A 16,750-nucleotide genomic window follows, 5' to 3' on the forward strand; every position below is an offset into this window, starting at 1 on the left:
CAGTCGCGGCACTTCGGAATGCCGTGTCAGTCAATCAGTTGCGGCACTCCGACAACACCACCTTGCAGGTGGTGGGCGTACCACCGGATCGGCCGGCATATCGAATGCAATTATTCAGGGATTTCTGCCGGGCAATGCTCAGGGTAGAACCCCAGGCAAGACCGCCTTCGCCGGCGGTGGGCAGGGCTTTGGCATAGCAGCTGGAGCCGACATTCGCGGTGGCATAACGCGCTGTGGTTGTTCGGCTGGAACATCCACCGGTCATTGCCAGGTTGATGGCTAGCAAAGAGGGAATGACCCAGGACGAGCAGGGGTGTGCGGTTTTTCCGGTCATACCGTATCCCCTGTGACATAGGCTGGTGGAGGGCGACAAATTAAGCGTAGCCGGTTTACATCGCGCGAGCTTGCTCCTGCCAGTTTGGGAGCGGGCTTGCTCGCGAAGGCGGTGTGACATCCAATATCAATGTTGCCTGAAAGGGCCCCTTCGCGAGCAAGCCCGCTCCCACAGTTTGTCGGTGGTGGACTCGGAATTTGTGGCTGGCAGTGATCCAGGGCCGCATTCCACCCTGTGGGGCCGGCTTGCTGGCGAAGGCGCCCGATCAGGCGATCACTCCACCCACTGACTCACCCCAAACTGCGCATGTTTAATCGCCGTCAGTTTTACTTCCTGAAAGCTACAGGATCTTGCGCCGTTGCCTACAGCTACGCCAGAATCCGCCGGCTTGTGCGCCTTGGCCCCGCTCGGTAACTTGGCTCGTGTCACTGCTCATCAGTGATCGGGTTTAGCAGCTCGCGGTTCTTCCAGTGAAGTGCACAAGCTTTATCAGTCAGGCATCGCCTGTATTTGATGGTAGCTGTGCGCAGGGCGCCTTCGGGCGCGCCGGTTACGCGTCCGCGGGAGTAATGACGCTCAAACCAGCAAAGGCAAAGCTCCACTATCGGCTGGCTGACCTCATCGCCAAGTGTGATTTGAAGGCGCGTGAGCCTGCGGAACTCACCCAGTGGAACGACATGCAGCCAGCAGGACGTGAAGTCTGAATTTACGGTGTATCACGCCGCACCGGCAACGTAACCTGCGGCACATGCCTGACCATCAACTCCAGCACCCAATCCATGAACACCCGTAACTTCCTGCTCACATGCCGGTTCGGCGCATAGGCCATATACAGCGGCATCGACGCGATCTCCCAGTCCTCGAACAGCGGCACCAGCTCGCCGCTCGCCACAGGTTGCAACGCCATATACCGCGGCAACCACAACACCCCCAGCCCAGCCTGGCCGGCTGCCAGATACGCATTGCCATCGTCCACGGCCAGCACATGCCGGCCGTGCACTTCCAGCTGCTCGCCCTTGCGCCGCATGGTGTAGGGCAGGGCTTTGCCGGTGCGCGCCCATCGATACCCGACGATACGATGCGCACCTGCCTGCAACTCGCGTGGATGTGCCGGCACGCCATGCAGGGACAGGTACGAGGGCGCTGCGTACACCCCCAGCGGCAGGTCGGCGATGTGCCGCGCGACCAGCGAGGTGTCGGTGATCTCGCCGCCGCGAATCACACAATCCACGCTCTCATCTATCAGGCTCACGTGGCGGTCGCTCACCCCCAGGTCCAGCTGAATATCCGGGTAGCGCTCATGGAATGTAGGTAGCGCCGGAATCAACAACAACCGGGCCAGCGGACTGGGCACATCGACCCGCAGGCGCCCCCGCGGCGCGGCGGCGGCGCTGGAGAGTGAGGTTTCAGCATCATCCAGCGCCGCCAACAACAATTGCACCCGCTCGTAGTAAACGATGCCATCAGCGGTCACGTTGACCTTGCGCGTGGTGCGATTGAGCAGCTTCACCCGCAAGCGCGCCTCCAGTTGCTGGACCAGTTGGCTGACTGTGGTCTTGCTCATGTGCAAGGTCTGGGCGGCCCGGGTGAAGCTGCCGGTTTCCACCACCCGCGCGAAGGCTTGCATGGCATCGAAACGATCCATGGGGCTCCTTATTGTTTGGGAATTACAAACAGTGAGGGCCAGCATTGCCTGTTTATCGGGTCCAGGCAAGCGCCGTAAGGTGTCCCTGTCGTTTTCCAACTACTGGAGTTTCCTGATGAACAATCGAGACGTTATATTCCCCGCCGGCCGCCAGGATCTTTACCAGCGCAACCGCTACTCAGGGGCGGTACGCGCCAACGGCCTGCTCTTTGTTTCCGGCCAGGTGGGCAGCCGCGAAGACGGATCGCCGGAACCAGAGCTCAAGGCCCAGGTGCGCCGCGCTTTCGAAAATCTCAACGCAGTGCTGGCCGCCGCCGGTTGCAGCTTTGATGATGTCCAGGACGTCACGGTGTTCATGGTCGAGCCGCAGAAGATTTTCGAACAGGTGTGGGAGGTCGTGCCGGAATACTGGGGCGAGGCGCCGTTTCCGACGATAACGGCGGTAGGGGTCACCTGGCTGTACGGTTTCGATTTTGAAATCAAAGTGGTCGCTAAACTGCCTGACGCATGAGGCTGCTCACCCGAAGCGAACAGCCGCAACTGGGAGGTGACACACTGGTCGCAATGGAAAAGCCGATGGGTGGCGCAGCCATGAAAAAATAGCTCAGGCCATTCGCCGCAATGCTGCAGCCATGCCGGCTCCGAGCAAGGCCATGCCGACAAGCAATGAGGGGAACGTCACCCACCAGGGAATGGCAGCGGTCATCATGCTGAACTCCGACATGCCGCCAATGCTTGCAATCAGGTTGAGCGGCAGGAACACCACATTGATCAGGGTCAGGTTGCGCAGCGCCAGGTTCATGCCGTTGTTCGCCAGATTGCCGCGTGCTTCGATGAGATTGGCAAACACCTTGGCGTGGATCTTCGCCTGTTGATAGCTCTGCTCATTCTCGATGATCAGATCGTTGAGCGAGTCCAGCTGGCCCGGGCCAAAACCGTGGCGCTGGCCATGGCTGCGCAGCAGGGCAAGCACCGCACCGTTACTCTGAATGGCGTTTACGTAATACACGAGGCTTTCGCTCAGGCTGTACATTTGCACCAGTTGCTGGTTGTCCATGGTGCGACTGAACTGCTGCTGTACTTCCCGGGCCACCTGTTTGACAACACGCAGGTGGCCCAGATAGTGGTGCACGCTTTCTGCCAGTAGCGCCATCAGTACATCCAGCGGACCGGTCAGCGCTGAGCCGCTCTTCAGCCCTGCCAGAAGTGAGTTGCTGGCGCAGATCACTACCAGCCGCTGCTCGCTCAACACCACGCCGAACGACGACACATTGAACGCTCGGCCATCGAAGCTTTCCGGTCGCTTCCAGATCAGGAACAAATGGTCTGGCTTGATCTCGATTCGCGCGACTTCGTCCGGGTCCAGGGATGACTCCAGCGCCTGGGTACCGATCCCTAACTGTTCCCGAAGCAGCAACTGCTCGCTGTCGTCCGGTGCAACGCATAACCAGACGCTGGCTTGATTACCCGGTGCCTGGCACAGGTTGCCTTCCTGAATGCTGTAGCTTTCGATCATCTGCTACCACGCCTGGCCGCAATGTTTGAGTTCAAGCCTCTGGATGAAAGCTTGAAGCACACGTCGATACAACTCATCGCCCAGCACAGCGTCCTCGGTTCCCGCGTCCAGATTGGGATTGTCGTTGACTTCAATGACCAACACCCGATTACCGGCTTGTTTGAGATCGACACCGTACAGGCCGTTGCCGATCAGCCGTGCTGTCTCTACAGCAAGCTGCACGACCTCTGGCGGCGCTTGCTCGACCGGGACGGCCCGGCACATGCCGTTGATTTCTCCGGGCACGGCCTTGTGGTTGTAGATCTGCCAATGCCCCTTGGACATGAAGTACTGACAGGCATAGAGGGCTTCGCCGTTGAGCACGCCCACGCGCCAGTCATAATCGGTGTAGCAGTATTCCTGGGCGAGCAGCAGCACTGAATGCTCGAACAGTTCCTCAGCCGCTGCCGACAGCGCCTTCGCATCAGCGACTTTGATTACGCCCCGCGAGAAGCAACCGTCGGGAATTTTCAGTACGAGAGGAAATCCCAGGCGCCGGCCTGCCTGCTCCAGTTCCAGGGGACGATCCTTGTAAAGGATTTCCGTCGCTGGCATGCCCAGGCCGCGTCGCTTGAGCAGGTCAGTCAGGTACACCTTGTTGGTGCAACGCAGAATGGAGGATGGATCATCGATAACTACCAGCCCCTCGCTCTCGGCTCTCTTGGCAAAACGGTAGGTATGGTCGTCTACGCGGGTAGTCTCGCGAATAAACAGCGCGTCGAATTCTGCCAGGCGCGCGTAGTCTTTTTTCTCGATTAGCTCGACATCGATGCCAAGCTGTTTGCCCGTTTCAACGAAGCGCTTTAGCGCCAGTGAGTTGGAAGGTGGCAGCGCTTCGGCGGGGTCATGCAGTATGGCCAGGTCATATCGAGCAATGCGCTTGGACGCCGGTTGACGCCAGGTGCGCCGGTTGAAGGCATCCAGCGCGTTGGCGAACACATGTTGTTGTTCATCACGAAGTTTGTGCAGTGCGCCTGGCTTGATTCCGGCGATTTGCCACGTCTCGCCCCGGCGAAATTCCACCAGCAAGATCGGGCAGGGGAATGCCTCAAATAGCTGACGCCCAATCTCCTGCAGCGACTCGATGGTGGCTTTGCCGAAGTACAATGACAGGGTGAACGCTTCGGTATTGCCATAAGGATGGTTGGCCAGCGCCCGTTCCAGGGTGCGTTCGAGGTCATCCAGGCCCACCCCGTAAAGCGACTTGCGCGCCAGTTCGCTGATGATGCGCACCGACGGGAACACCTTGTGCCCCCGCGCTTCAGCAAGCAGAGAGCAGTAGTAGCCTTGGCCGAGGTACTTGTAGTTGCGGCAAAGGTTGATTACCTGAGTGCGGCCGGAGAGTTCGTCGCTGTGTTCAAGGTAGTCCTGGGCGAGCATCAAACTCTCGCTGGGCAGATAGCTGGCCCAGTCTTCCTTGCGTTCGACGAGGATCAGCAACTTGCTGCCTGAACGCCCTGTGCTGGGAGGTTCCTCGACTAGAGATATTGTGGAACGTTCCGATTTATCCAATACTTCGTTCACGTTGGTTTGCACCGCTGACATGAGTAATCGATCCCTATTGAAGTACACGCCGCTTCAATAAATCACGGACATCTGAGTCTGTCCCGGTTCATTACTCAAACATTACGGTGTCACCATGCTTTTTAACTTTCGCATTGCATCGATGGACGATATCGACCATTTGGTCGAGTTGGAACAGGAGTGTTTTACCCTTGACCGGTTGAGCCAGCGTAATTTTCACTGGATGGTCAGCCGTGCCAATGGTTGTTTGATCGTTGCCGAGTACCAAGGGAAATTAGCCGGATATGCCCTGTTGCTCTTCCATCGAGGCACATCGCTCGCGCGCCTCTATTCCATCGCCGTCAGTCAGGCGTGGCGAGGCTATGGTCTGGGTCAGAGGCTGCTGGAGGAGGCACAATCGCGTGCCCTTTCTCGCAACTGCGCCTGGTTGCGTCTGGAAGTCAGAGCCGATAATCCCGCTGCCATTAGCCTGTACGAGACGAATGGATACCATCGCTTTGCAGTCGTGGAGAACTACTACGAAGACCATGCCGATGCGTTGCGCTACGAGAAGCGCATTCTCCATCATGCTCCGCCGCCGACCCGCCACGTACCCTATTACCGACAGACTACCGAGTTCACCTGCGGCGCTGCTTGTTTGCTGATGGCCATGGCAGCCGTCGACACAAATCGACCCATGAGCCGCACGGAGGAAATTCAACTTTGGCGTGAGGCGACCACCGTTTTCATGACCGCCGGGCACGGCGGTTGCAGCCCTCAAGGCTTGGCTTTAGCTGCCTGGCGCCGGGGCTTTGATGTGCGTCTTGTGGTCAGCCAATTCGGTTCGCTGTTCCTGGAGGGAGTACGCAGTCCGGAAAAAAAAGCCATCATGAAACTCGTGGAAGAGCATTTCGCCGAGGAGTTGGCGCAGGCGGGCGTGATACAGGAACTGGCTTCCAATTTTGACATTCGCGCAGCACTGGGGGCTGGATTCAAACCGGTGGTACTGATCAGCAGCTACCGATTCACCCGTTTGAAAGCCCCTCATTGGGTACTGATAACAGGTTGCGATGACGAGTTCGTGTATTTGCACGATCCTGATGTCGATCACAGCCGACAGCATCAGAGCATCGATTGCCAGCACCTGCCGGTGAGTCACGGGGAATTTCTGCGCATGAGCACTTTTGGCTCTCGCCGAGTACGAGCTGCCGTCCTGCTGCGGGCACGCCAGGGGCGTTCACTGATGAGAAACAAAGACAGTTCTGTGTAGCCCTTTTCAGTTGATCAGTGTCCAGTGCGTCTTTGCTTGCGACATCGCTCCGAGCAATAGCGCACTTGCGGCCAGCAGCGTGCCCACTTCTTGCGCCAGGTGAAAGGCAGTCCGCAAACGGCGCAGGTTTTAACCGGGAGTTCGCTCTTTTTCACAGCGACTCACCGGCATCCAGTTTTGCCAGCAATACCTGCCCACGTTGCCACAGTGCCTGCTGCTTGGCCTCGGGCATGCGGTCGAGGTTTTTGTAGATCATGCCCATGCGGTGGTTGCCGCGCAGAAGCTCGCCGTGGCGCATCAGGAAATGCCAGTACAGGGCGTTGAAAGGGCAGGCGTCGTCTGTGGTGCTTTCACTGACTTTGTAAGCGCAGTTTTTGCAGTAGTCAGACATGCGCTTGATGTACTGGCCGCTGGCGCAATAAGGCTTGGAGCCCAGATAGCCGCCATCGGCGTGCATGACCATGCCGAGTGTATTGGGTAGCTCGACCCAATCGAACGCATCCATGTAGATCGCCAGGTACCACTCGCAAATCTGACTCGGCAGGATGCCGGCCAGCAGTGCGAAATTGCCGGTCACCATCAGCCGCTGAATATGGTGGGCGTAGGCGTGCTTCAGGCTTTGGCCGATCGCCTGGCGCATGCAGTTCATCTGCGTTTCACCGGTCCAGTAAAATTCTGGCAGCGGGCGGCTGTTGCCGAATAAATTGCCCTCGGCATAGTCAGGCATCTTCAACCAGTAGACGCCGCGTACATATTCGCGCCAGCCGATCAGCTGGCGGATAAAACCTTCGGCCGCATTGAGTGGAATCCGCTGCGCCCAATACGCAGCCTCCACATCGCTGCACACCTGCCGCAGATCCAGCAGGCCGATATTCAGCGCCGCGCTGATGCGCGCATGAAACAGGAAGGGCTCATCACTGGCCATGGCATCCTGATAATCGCCGAAGGCTGCCAGTCCCCAATCAAGGAAGTATTCCCATAACGCCTGGGCATCGGCGTGGGTGACCGGGTAGTCAAAAGTGTCGAGCGAGCCATAGTGACTGGCGAAGTGTTTGGCCACCAGGGCAAGCACATCCTGAGTGATTTCGTCTGCGATAAAACGCATGGGCAGAGGGGGCCGTACGCCCTTGGGCAATGCCTTGCGGTTGTCAGCGTCGAAGTTCCAGGCGCCACCCACCGGGGTCCCGTCGCCATTGAGCAACAACCTGCTCTTGCGGCGCATTTCCCGATAGAAAAACTCCATGCGCAGCTGCTTTTTGCCCTCGGCCCAGCTTGAAAATTCGGTCCTGGAACACAGGAAACGGCCGTCTTCATGCCACTGGATCGTTAAACCGCAATCTTTCAGCGACTGCTCCAGACGCCAGTCACCGCATTCGGTCAGATGCAGTTCATCTGCCTGCAACAGCGACTGCCAGCGCTGTAGTTCGCCTGGCACCGAACCGGTGTTCTGCGGATCATCCAGGGCGACGTAATGCACGCGGATGCCACGCTGTTGCAACGCCTGCGCGAAGTGACGCATGGCACTGAAGATCAGCGCGATCTTTTGCGGATGATGGGCGACATGGCTGGCTTCCTCCGTTACCTCGACGAGCAGTACCGCATCATGCTCGGGATCCAGGCCTTGCAGGCAGGCCAGGTCGAACGACAACTGGTCGCCCAGGACCAGGCACAGGCGGTGTGTTGCATTCATCAGACGGATTCCAGGCAGGCAGATAAGTAAATGCACTAAAACTTGTACCAATGTAGTTTCTTGTACAAGTATTGCATAGCTTTTTTGAATACCTTAACCCCCCGTCGGCGCCCATGAACCACTCATCCATCCTGAGGCTCCATCTGGAAACGCCGTCGACACGCGCACCAGATGGATCTTAAGGAGGAGCAATGAGCAGGCAGCTGAGATTTGGAATCGAGGAAGAGTACTTCCTCACTGATCTGGTCACCCGGCAGATGCCGGAAACGCTGCCCAGCGCGGTGACGGACAAGTGCAAAGCTGAATTGGGTGAACACTTCGCCTACGAGATGTTCCAGGCACAGATCGAGGTGGCGTCGCCCATATTCACCAGCATGCCAGAGGCAGCGGACTATCTCGCCAGTGCCCGCAGTACCTTGCAGCGTGCCCTCCAGCCCTTTGGCCTAGGGCTGTTGTGTGCGGGCAGTCACCCCTTGGCGGATTGGCGCAAGCAGCCCGCCACAGATCAGAGTCACTTTCAGCAGCTGTTCCAGGATTACCAGCGTGTAGCGCGGCGCAGCCTGCTTTGCGGCCTGCACGTACACGTGGAGATCCCGCCTCACCAGGATCGGATTCGGGTGATGAACGAGGTGCTGCCATGGGTCCCTCTGCTACTGGCCTTGAGCAGCTCATCACCGTTCTGGGACGGGGCTGACAGTGGTTTTGCCAGCTATCGCCAGACCGCCTGTGATGAATGGCCGCGGATGGGCGTGCCGGAGTTTTTCGAGGATCAAGCCGGGTATGACGCCTATACCGCCTTTCATATTTCCAGTGGATCGATGAAGACGCCGAACGACTGCTGGTGGGGCGTGCGGCCCTCTGCCAATTATCCGACGTTGGAATTGCGAATGACCGACGCATGTCCGCAGCTGAACGACGCGTTGTGCATTGCATCGCTGTTCCGACTGTTGATCTCCCACGCACTAAAGCAACGCCGTCCAGGCGCTGGTTACTCGCAAAAGTCCCGATGGATCCTCATGGAGAATCGCTGGAGAGCCAAACGATCGGGTGTCCACGCCGCCTTCATCGTCGAGGGCTTCGACCGGCCGTTTACAATCGAACAATGGTTGTTCATGGCAGAGCAGATCTTGAGGGAAACAGCTGAAGCGCCAGGCATTGAAGGTATATTTGCCCAGGTGCGAAGTATCATTCGACAAGGGACCAGTGCGCAGCGTCAACGCCTTGTTTATCAAGAGGCGTTGGAGGGCGGGTTTAGTGAAAATGAAGCTTTCAAGCAAGTGGTCGATTCGTTGTTGAGAGAAACCGCAGGCTCAGTCGCACGGGGTATTCGTCAAGACCTGAGCGCCCCGGGAGCGTGCGTACTGAATGCACGGTGAGCGACTATCGACGCCACGCCAGCAGCACCACGCCGATAGTGATCAAGCTGATGCCCATCCATTGGCGAACATCAAGTCTTTCTCCCAGCAGGGTAACCCCCAAAACGGCAACAAGTACCACGCTGAGCTTGTCTACCGGGGCTACCAGGGACGCTTGTCCGACCTGCAGAGCACGGTAGTAACATACCCACGAGGCCCCGGTTGCCAAGCCAGACAAGACCAGGAACACATAGCTGCGGGCCGATATCGCGCCGAGGGCCTGGTACTGTCCGGTCGCGTACACGATCAGCGCCAGGCTGAGTAAAACCACCACGGTGCGTATCAGGGTGGCGAAGTCAGAATTGATGCCGACTATGCCAATTTTGCCAAAAATAGCCGTCATTGCAGCAAACAGTGCGGACAGCAGTGCCCAGAATACCCACGATGAAAATAACGACGTGCCCATTGAATTCAGCCTGAAGGTTAAGGGATCCTGGTGCCGCGCACCCCGTGGGCATGCAGCTCAGCCCTGCGCGGGGTCCGCAGCATGTGCTTTTTGCAGGTATATCGAAACACACAAACCACTCTGCTGCGCCTCGTTCGAGAAACCTAGCTGAACGCTAACTCCGATGCGCTCCGCTATCGCCTTGACGATCGACAGGCCCAACCCGGAGCCTGCTTCATCGGTCCCCAGGCTGCGGTAAAACGGATCGAACACCCGCGTGTGCTCATCTACCGGGATACCCGGGCCCGAATCTTTTACCTGCAGGATTGTAGTCTCCTGTACCTGCTCGACCGAAAGGTCAATCCGTCCCCCCGGGGGGGTATAACGGATCGCGTTATCCACCAGATTCTTAACCAGAATCAACAAGTCCATTTCGTTGATGATGACCTGTACGTCCTCGATGCCTTCTACGCCGATATCGATGTGTTTAAGTTCCGCCAGGGGCAGTAAATCCTCCAGTACTCGTCGGTAGACCTCGTGGACTGAAACGGCAGTCTTTGGCCGATCAGTACTCGATTGCGCGGCCGCAAGAGTCAGGAGCTGATGGATCAGGTTTCTGCTGCGCTCTATTCCCCGGGATAGCGGTAGCAGGCGCTGACGGGCAGGCTCCGGCATCTGCGTGGCAGCCAGCCGTTCGGCCTGCAGGGACAGGGCGGCCATGGGCGAACGCAGTTCGTGGGCAGCGTCGGCAATGAAGCGACGCTGGTTTTCCATGGACAGCGCAACACGTGCGAGCAAGCGATTGATGGCAACGACGAAGGGGCGGATCTCGGTTGGCAAATGGTGCTCGTCCACAGGGTAGAGGGCCTGGTCATCGCGTTGATCGATTTCAGCCGAGAGGGTGGCTATGGGACGGAACAGCTTGCGCACCAGATCGCCGACCACCAGCAGCAATACTGGAAACAGGATGAGAAAAGGCAGCGAACTACGCCAGGCACTCTCGCGAGCCTCCTGATTGCGCGAATCGGTTTCTTGAGCGACCACGATGCGTTCACCGCGGGCGGTGGTTCTGACCAAGACACGGAAATCTTCGCCCGCGACATTCTGCGTTGACAGGCCATCGGCGAGGGTTGTGGGGAAAGGTAGCGGCATCAAACTATCATCGTGGCCGATGGCCTGGCTGCCGTCAGCCAGGTACTGCACGATGACCCTGGATTCTTCGTTGTCGCCCTCGACTTCCTGAGCCGGAGGATAGTGCAAGGTCATCTGTTGCCGATCAAACAGGACCGCCACCTGACGCAAGGTATCGTCCTGCATTTCGTGAGCTTCATTGATCGCTGAGACGAAAGCAAAAATCCCGGCCATCAATGCAACGATCAGGATGGCCAGAGACAGCGTCACGGACAGGCGTAATTGAACCGAATCCCTCAACCGTTTTTTGAAACCATCCATCCCATACCTCTGACGTTCTTGATGACATGGCTGCCCAGCTTGCGTCGCAAGGCGTGAATCAGAAATTCCACCGCATTGCTTTCAACTTCATTGCCCCAGCCATAGAGGCGGTCTTCGAGTTCGCTGCGCGAGAGAATTGCGCCCGGACGGATCAACAGTGCCTGGAGCAGGGCGAACTCGCGACTGGACAGCTGGATCGCGGGACTGCCTGCGATGGTGGCTTCTTTGGAAATCAGGTCCAGCGCCACCACGCCGTTGTCCAGCAGGGACAGGGCATTGCCACCTTTGCGGCGCAACACTGCGCGTATACGGGCCAGAAGTTCCGCCATGGCGAAGGGTTTGAGCAGGTAGTCATCAGCGCCGCCGTCGAGGCCTCGCAGGCGATCATTCAGGCCATCCCGTGCAGTGACGATCAGCAGTGGCACCGCGTTGTTGCGCCGGCGAATGCTGTCGAGTACATCCAACCCATCCTTGCCGGGCAGTCCGAGGTCCAGCAGCACCAGGTCATAGTGTTGGGTGTCCAGTGTTGCAAGCGCAGTGAGACCGTTATTCACCCAGTCAGTGGCATAACTCGCATCGGTCAGGGCGCCCTGGATTGCCTCTCCAATCATTGGGTCGTCTTCGACCAGCAATATCCGCATTTCCCGCTCCCGAAAAAAGCGCGACGGCCTTGGTTGTCGCGCTTGTATTGAAGCACTTGCTCAAGCGTTTGTCCGGCGAGATGTCAGCGCTGCATCGAACTCATGCCTGGCTCTTCATTGAATCGAATGCGCTCAGCAGTTCCCTCATTCGGGTCTTGCAGTCGATCTGTTGCGGATCTTTGGCGCGCAAGGCATCGAGTGCGTGGTCGATCGCCTTGTCCACAACATGCCAGTCGCCTGCGGCACGGGGTTTGATCCCGGCTTCGGCAGAGTCCCAGGCAGTCTCCAGAGATTTGATCCGAGCTTTGGCACCCGGCAGGTCATTTTTATCGACGAGGGTGGAAACGTCGGCTGCAATACTACGAAACTCGGAAAGGTCTCCCAGTTTTGAACCCGATTGCGGTTGTGAACTGACCGTACCTGACGTGGCGCCCGTATCGGGCTTGTCTGCGGGCTTCGAGCAACCGGCGGCCATGCCGAGCAAAAAGATGGACGAGACGATGGCTATGTAACGAATAATGGTTTTAGTCTGGCGCATGACGGTTCCTTGAGTGGCTTCTGGATGTTTACTGGATGGCGGCTTTACGCTTGACGACGCTGATCTGCGCTACCGCAACCAGCATGACAATCACGCACAGGAAGATCGCACTGGTCCAGGTGGCACCCATCCCCAGGCCGCCATAGGTCTTGGCCTGGGTCAGCAGGTCGCCGAGGGAGGCGCCAAATGGACGGGTCAGGATGTAGGCGATCCAGAACGTCAATACGCTGCTGCAGCCCATGCGCCAGGCCATCAGGGTGGCAGCGATAAGCACCGCGAAAATGCCGGCGCCGAGTGTAAATCCCAGGCCCAGCGCTTCGGTAGCCAGGTCACCGGCAGCGGTGCCAAGGGCAAAGGTGCAGAGCACTGTTGCCCAGTAGAACAACTCCCGCCGCGGTGTGACAATGTCGCGTATCGACAAGCTGTGTTCCACCCGGTACCAGACCAGGAAGTTGATCGCCAGCAAGATGGAAAATACGGCCGTGCTGGTGTACAGGCTCACGTCCAGTATGTCGGTCAGAATGTCGGTGATCTGGGTGCCAACGATGCTCACCAGTACCACGGTCAGCCAATAGATCCACGGCGTGAAGGCGCTGGTGCGCATTTGCCAGAACAGTGCGATTGCCAGCAACACTCCCATACCTATGCTGGTCGGTCCCACGCCGAAACCGGCATCGACGGTTAGAAAGTCGGCGCCGGTTTCCCCCACGGTCGTGGACAGGATCTTGATCATCCAGAATGACAGGGTCACCTGTGGAACCTTGTTGAGCCAGCCCGCTGTTGCGGATTTCATAGGCGGATACCCTCTGCTGAGCAGCGCGGAATGTGCGCAGAACAGAAAGTACCTGGCGAAACTTAGATGAGCCTGAGGAGAGGCAAGTCGTCTTGAGGACTATTCATGCGAATTGTTCAAAGCGCACAGCTTGTACCCGATCCCATGCACAGTTTGCAGCAGTGGTTCGTCAAAGGTTTTATCCAAAGCCCGTCTCAACATGTGAATGTTACTGCGAAGGCTGTCGCTGTGGGTGCGATGTCCTCCCCAGATGAGGTCTTCAAGTTCGGTCCGCTTGACAACATACGGGCTTCTGCGCATGAGCATTTCCAACAGCTTCATGCAGGTAGGGTTCAGCTTGATGGTTGTTCCAGCGCGGGAAATCTCCATGGTGTCAAGATCGAACAGCAGATCGGCGACAACCATGGTCCGATTAACCTTGCCAACTCGCCGCGCTACTATAGCTTCAATTCTCGCAAGGATTTCGGACATGGCAAAAGGCTTGGTTACGTAGTCATCCGCGCCCACTTTAAAGCCGAGCAAACGATCTTCCAGTTGATCACGGGCACTTAACATTATAATCGTAATGTCGGATTTCGAATTCTGCCGCAGACTTCTGCAAATCTGGTTGCCATCGATACCCGGGAGCATGACATCCAGAACAATCGCGTCGAAGTTTTTTGAAGCGGCCAGATGAAGCCCGCTGAGTCCATCAAGTGCCCCTTCGACGTCATGCCCCTTGAGCGCGAAAAACTCCATCAGGTTGTCGTGAATGTCGTGATTGTCCTCGATAATCAAAATTTTCATGGCATATCCTTTATGCGATTAATCAAGTTAGACCAAACATGCGGTTGATAGATGTCGGCGAGCCCGCGCATCGAGGTTCAGGAGTGGCTCAGGACATGCGCATGCCCCATGGCCGAGACATGCACCACACTGCCGGCCGGCGGTGCGTACAGACCGGTACTTCGCACCATCAGGGATCGACCTGGCAGGTCGGCCTCGGGCGATGCCTGCAGCTCTACAGTCAACGTGCAGGCATTGCCGCTGAAGTCGCGCTCGGTCACCACGGCGCGACATCCATTGGCCCCGCCGGAGGCGGACTGGACGTCGACCAGATGCAGCTGTTCGGGGCGCAGCATGATCCTCGCTGAACTGTTGTTTCGGTGGTTGTTGACCAGTACCCGGCCCAGGTCACAATGGGCCCAGCCCGCTTCGATTCGGGCGGACATGACCACCGCTTCGCCGAGGAACAGTGCCGTGTGTTCATCTTCGGGGTAGCGGTACAGATCCTGCGGATCGCCAGACTGCACCAGCCGGCCTTGACGCATCACAGCCAATTGGTCGGCGAACGACAATGCCTCGCTCTGATCATGGGTGACCAGAATCGTGGTGACGCCAGCATCGGCCAGCAGTCGCGCGACCAGTTTACGCATGCTGGCGCGCAGGCCGGTGTCGAGGGCGGAAAACGGCTCGTCGAGCAACATCAGGCGCGGTTGCTGCGCCAAGGCTCGCGCCAGTGCCACGCGCTGTTGCTGGCCGCCGGAAAGTTCGTGGGGCCAACGGTTGGCCATGTTCGCATCCAGGGCCACACTGTCCATCAATTCGGCGATTCGCTCGTGTTTTTCCGCGCGCGAACCCGAGAGCCCGAAACCTATGTTGGCGGCCACCGTCATGTGCGGGAACAGGGCCCCGTCCTGGGGGACATAACCAATCAAGCGCTGATGCGCGGGCACTTCATGGGTTTCGTCGACAAGCGTTTGGCCATTGAGTGACAAGCGGCCGGTGTCGGGGAATTCGAAGCCGGCGATCATCCGCAACAGGGTGGTCTTGCCTGAGCCGGACGGGCCGACGATCACCGTTCGACTGCCCGTCGGCACCGACAGGTTGATGCTCTCCAGCACTTGATGGGCACCATACGACTTGGAAATGGAGTGGATTTCAAGAGCGTTCATCGGCCAGCCGTTCGTTTGGATTGGTGATAAAGAAGCCCCGTTAACGGAAGCGACAGCAGGATCATCAACAGGGCGTAGGGGGCTGCAGCGGCGTAGTCGATCTCACTGGTCAGGGCCCAGAATCCGGTGGCGAGGGTGCGTGTTCCATTTGGGGCGAGTAACAAGGTGGCAGTCAGCTCATTGGTGATTGCCAAAAACACCAGCGCGGCGCCAGCGGCAGCACCCGGTGCGGCCAGACGCAAAGTGGTCAGCCACAGCGCCCGGGCGGGTGAGCGGCCGAGGCTGCGGGCGATGTTTTCCAGCTCGACCGGCGCTTGCGCAATGCCGGCACGCAGGCTCACCAGCGCGCGGGGCAAAAACATCAGCAGATAGGCGAGCAACACCGTGATTGCCGTCTGGTAAATGGGCCGGGCGAAATGGATGGTGACGGTCACCAGCGCCAGGGCCACGACGATCCCTGGCAATGCACTGGTGATGTAGTTGCAGCCTTCCAGGATGCGTTGCAACCGGCCTGGATAGCGCGTCGACAGCCAGGCAATCGGGATGGCCGCGCAGGTGGTGAGGACGGCCCCCGCGACACCCAGCAGTACCGTCTGCTCCAGTGCCGGCAGTAGCTCGGCCATCTGCCAGACTTGCGTACCGCCAGCGATCAGCCAGTTACCCAAGGTGAGCAATGGCACGCCTAGCGCCAGCGCGCAGGTCGCAACCTGCAACGTCAGCGCGAGGAGGCTGGCTGCGGGTTTCAGGCGCACCACCCGCTGCTCGCGCGCGCTGCCCGACCCGACCCGCGCATAACGTGCCGACCCGCGAGCGGCGGATTCGGCAGTCAACATCACCAGGCAACACAGCGCGAGCACACTGGCCAGCATGTTGGCGGCAGGTCCGTTGAAGGTGGACTTGAACTGATCGAAGATTGCCGTGGTGAAGGTGTCGAAACGGATCATTGCGTACAGGCCGTATTCGGCCAACAGGTGAAGGCCCACCAACAAGGCGCCGCCGCAGATGGCCAGGCGCAACTGTGGAAGCACCACGCGGAAAAATATCGCAGTGGGTTCCAGGCCGAGCGATTCGGCAACGTCTTCGATGGCCGGATCGAGTCGACGCAGCGTGGCGGCAACCGGCAGGTACAGGAACGGAAAATAGGCGATCACCGAAACCAGCACTGCGCCAGGCAGCCCGTGAATCGGCGGGACCAGGCTGACCCACGCATAGCTGTGAACGAAGGCAGGCACAGCCAGCGGCGCAGTCGCCAATAAAGACCACCAGCGTCGTCCCGGCAAATCGGTGCGCTCGGTAAGCCAGGCCAGTGCCACACCGAGCGTCACGCACAAGGGAATCGTGATCACCACCAGCAGCACCGTGTTGATCAACAACTCGCCAACGCGCGGCCGGAACACCAGCGGTACGAGCGTTGCCCAGCCGGTCTGAAAGGACACTGCAACGATGCAGGCAATCGGCAGCAACGCCAACAGCGCCACCAGCACCGCCACGCTGACCACCCAGGCGTTCCCGCGCCCAGGGAAGCGTCCACTAGAGCGCCGGCGCAAATTCGGCGATACCGACGTTGCGGCAGCCATCGGTAGTGCTCCAGTTTT

17 protein-coding genes and 1 pseudogene are annotated in these 16,750 nt (G+C 58.6%); 4 read left to right on the forward strand and 14 right to left on the reverse strand.

Annotation, left to right across the window (positions count from 1 at the left end):
* Positions 1-34: 34 nt before the first annotated feature.
* Positions 35-334 (reverse strand): hypothetical protein, encoded by a 300-nt coding sequence (locus tag ACYZTK_RS25930; protein ID WP_462012434.1) that lies wholly within the window; start codon positions 332-334, stop codon positions 35-37.
* A 554-nt stretch (positions 335-888) separates the two neighbouring features.
* Between ACYZTK_RS25930 and ACYZTK_RS25935 the strand changes: the two are divergent.
* A pseudogene (locus tag ACYZTK_RS25935) lies at positions 889-1,038 on the forward strand (AbrB/MazE/SpoVT family DNA-binding domain-containing protein); the annotation flags it as partial.
* Positions 1,039-1,040: 2 nt separating this feature from the next.
* Here ACYZTK_RS25935 and ACYZTK_RS25940 read toward each other — a convergent pair.
* A complete protein-coding gene (locus tag ACYZTK_RS25940) occupies positions 1,041-1,979 on the reverse strand; it encodes a LysR family transcriptional regulator (protein ID WP_462012435.1) in 939 nt (312 codons plus the stop codon).
* 115 nt (positions 1,980-2,094) lie between these two features.
* Here ACYZTK_RS25940 and ACYZTK_RS25945 point away from each other — a divergent pair, with 115 nt between their 5' ends.
* A complete protein-coding gene (locus ACYZTK_RS25945; protein WP_462014977.1) occupies positions 2,095-2,490 on the forward strand; it encodes a RidA family protein in 396 nt (131 codons plus the stop codon).
* A 93-nt stretch (positions 2,491-2,583) separates the two neighbouring features.
* Here the strand turns inward: ACYZTK_RS25945 and ACYZTK_RS25950 are convergent, their stop codons facing one another.
* The gene (locus tag ACYZTK_RS25950) at positions 2,584-3,495 is read right to left on the reverse strand and encodes a magnesium transporter CorA family protein (protein WP_462012436.1); all 912 of its coding nucleotides are present in this window, start codon (positions 3,493-3,495) and stop codon (positions 2,584-2,586) included.
* Positions 3,496-3,498: 3 nt separating this feature from the next.
* A complete protein-coding gene (locus tag ACYZTK_RS25955) occupies positions 3,499-5,079 on the reverse strand; it encodes a RimK family protein (protein ID WP_462012437.1) in 1,581 nt (526 codons plus the stop codon).
* Between the two features lie 94 nt (positions 5,080-5,173).
* Here ACYZTK_RS25955 and ACYZTK_RS25960 point away from each other — a divergent pair, with 94 nt between their 5' ends.
* Positions 5,174-6,307: a peptidase C39 family protein gene (locus ACYZTK_RS25960; protein WP_462012438.1), complete on the forward strand. Its 1,134-nt coding sequence runs from the start codon at positions 5,174-5,176 to the stop codon at positions 6,305-6,307.
* A 14-nt stretch (positions 6,308-6,321) separates the two neighbouring features.
* Here the strand turns inward: ACYZTK_RS25960 and ACYZTK_RS25965 are convergent, their stop codons facing one another.
* Together ACYZTK_RS25965 and ACYZTK_RS25970 are read right to left on the reverse strand one after the other, a co-directional pair.
* Positions 6,322-6,462 carry a DUF2256 domain-containing protein gene (locus ACYZTK_RS25965; protein WP_462012439.1) on the reverse strand — a complete coding sequence of 47 codons (141 nt, stop codon included), beginning with the start codon at positions 6,460-6,462 and terminating at the stop codon, positions 6,322-6,324.
* Positions 6,459-7,997 (reverse strand): cryptochrome/photolyase family protein, encoded by a 1,539-nt coding sequence (locus tag ACYZTK_RS25970; RefSeq protein WP_462012440.1) that lies wholly within the window; start codon positions 7,995-7,997, stop codon positions 6,459-6,461. The genes ACYZTK_RS25965 and ACYZTK_RS25970 overlap by 4 nt, the downstream gene beginning before the upstream one ends.
* Before the next feature lie 191 nt (positions 7,998-8,188).
* On the opposite strand from ACYZTK_RS25970, the gene ACYZTK_RS25975 reads away from it, so the two are divergent.
* Positions 8,189-9,373, forward strand: a complete 1,185-nt coding sequence (locus ACYZTK_RS25975) for a carboxylate-amine ligase (RefSeq protein WP_462012441.1) — start codon at positions 8,189-8,191, stop codon at positions 9,371-9,373.
* Positions 9,374-9,377: 4 nt separating this feature from the next.
* Here the strand turns inward: ACYZTK_RS25975 and ACYZTK_RS25980 are convergent, their stop codons facing one another.
* From ACYZTK_RS25980 to ACYZTK_RS26015, 8 genes are all read right to left on the reverse strand, one after another.
* Complete coding sequence (locus tag ACYZTK_RS25980; RefSeq protein WP_462012442.1) at positions 9,378-9,818, reverse strand: EamA family transporter; 441 nt, start codon at positions 9,816-9,818, stop codon at positions 9,378-9,380.
* 57 nt (positions 9,819-9,875) lie between these two features.
* Positions 9,876-11,249 carry an ATP-binding protein gene (locus ACYZTK_RS25985; RefSeq protein WP_462012443.1) on the reverse strand — a complete coding sequence of 458 codons (1,374 nt, stop codon included), beginning with the start codon at positions 11,247-11,249 and terminating at the stop codon, positions 9,876-9,878.
* A complete protein-coding gene (locus ACYZTK_RS25990) occupies positions 11,225-11,890 on the reverse strand; it encodes a response regulator (RefSeq protein WP_462012444.1) in 666 nt (221 codons plus the stop codon). The genes ACYZTK_RS25985 and ACYZTK_RS25990 overlap by 25 nt, the downstream gene beginning before the upstream one ends.
* Before the next feature lie 100 nt (positions 11,891-11,990).
* Positions 11,991-12,428 carry a hypothetical protein gene (locus tag ACYZTK_RS25995; protein WP_462012445.1) on the reverse strand — a complete coding sequence of 146 codons (438 nt, stop codon included), beginning with the start codon at positions 12,426-12,428 and terminating at the stop codon, positions 11,991-11,993.
* Positions 12,429-12,456: 28 nt separating this feature from the next.
* Positions 12,457-13,221: a COG4705 family protein gene (locus ACYZTK_RS26000; protein WP_462012446.1), complete on the reverse strand. Its 765-nt coding sequence runs from the start codon at positions 13,219-13,221 to the stop codon at positions 12,457-12,459.
* Between the two features lie 99 nt (positions 13,222-13,320).
* Entirely contained in the window at positions 13,321-14,007 is a 687-nt protein-coding gene (locus tag ACYZTK_RS26005) for a response regulator transcription factor (RefSeq protein WP_462012447.1), read from the reverse strand.
* Between the two features lie 77 nt (positions 14,008-14,084).
* Entirely contained in the window at positions 14,085-15,155 is a 1,071-nt protein-coding gene (locus ACYZTK_RS26010; RefSeq protein ID WP_462012448.1) for an ABC transporter ATP-binding protein, read from the reverse strand.
* On the reverse strand, positions 15,152-16,732 hold the full coding sequence (locus ACYZTK_RS26015; RefSeq protein WP_462012449.1) for an ABC transporter permease: 1,581 nt from the start codon (positions 16,730-16,732) through the stop codon (positions 15,152-15,154). Before ACYZTK_RS26015 ends, ACYZTK_RS26010 begins: the two co-directional genes overlap by 4 nt.
* Positions 16,733-16,750: the final 18 nt, after the last annotated feature.

The sequence above is a fragment of the Pseudomonas sp. LB3P31 genome (assembly GCF_054897945.1).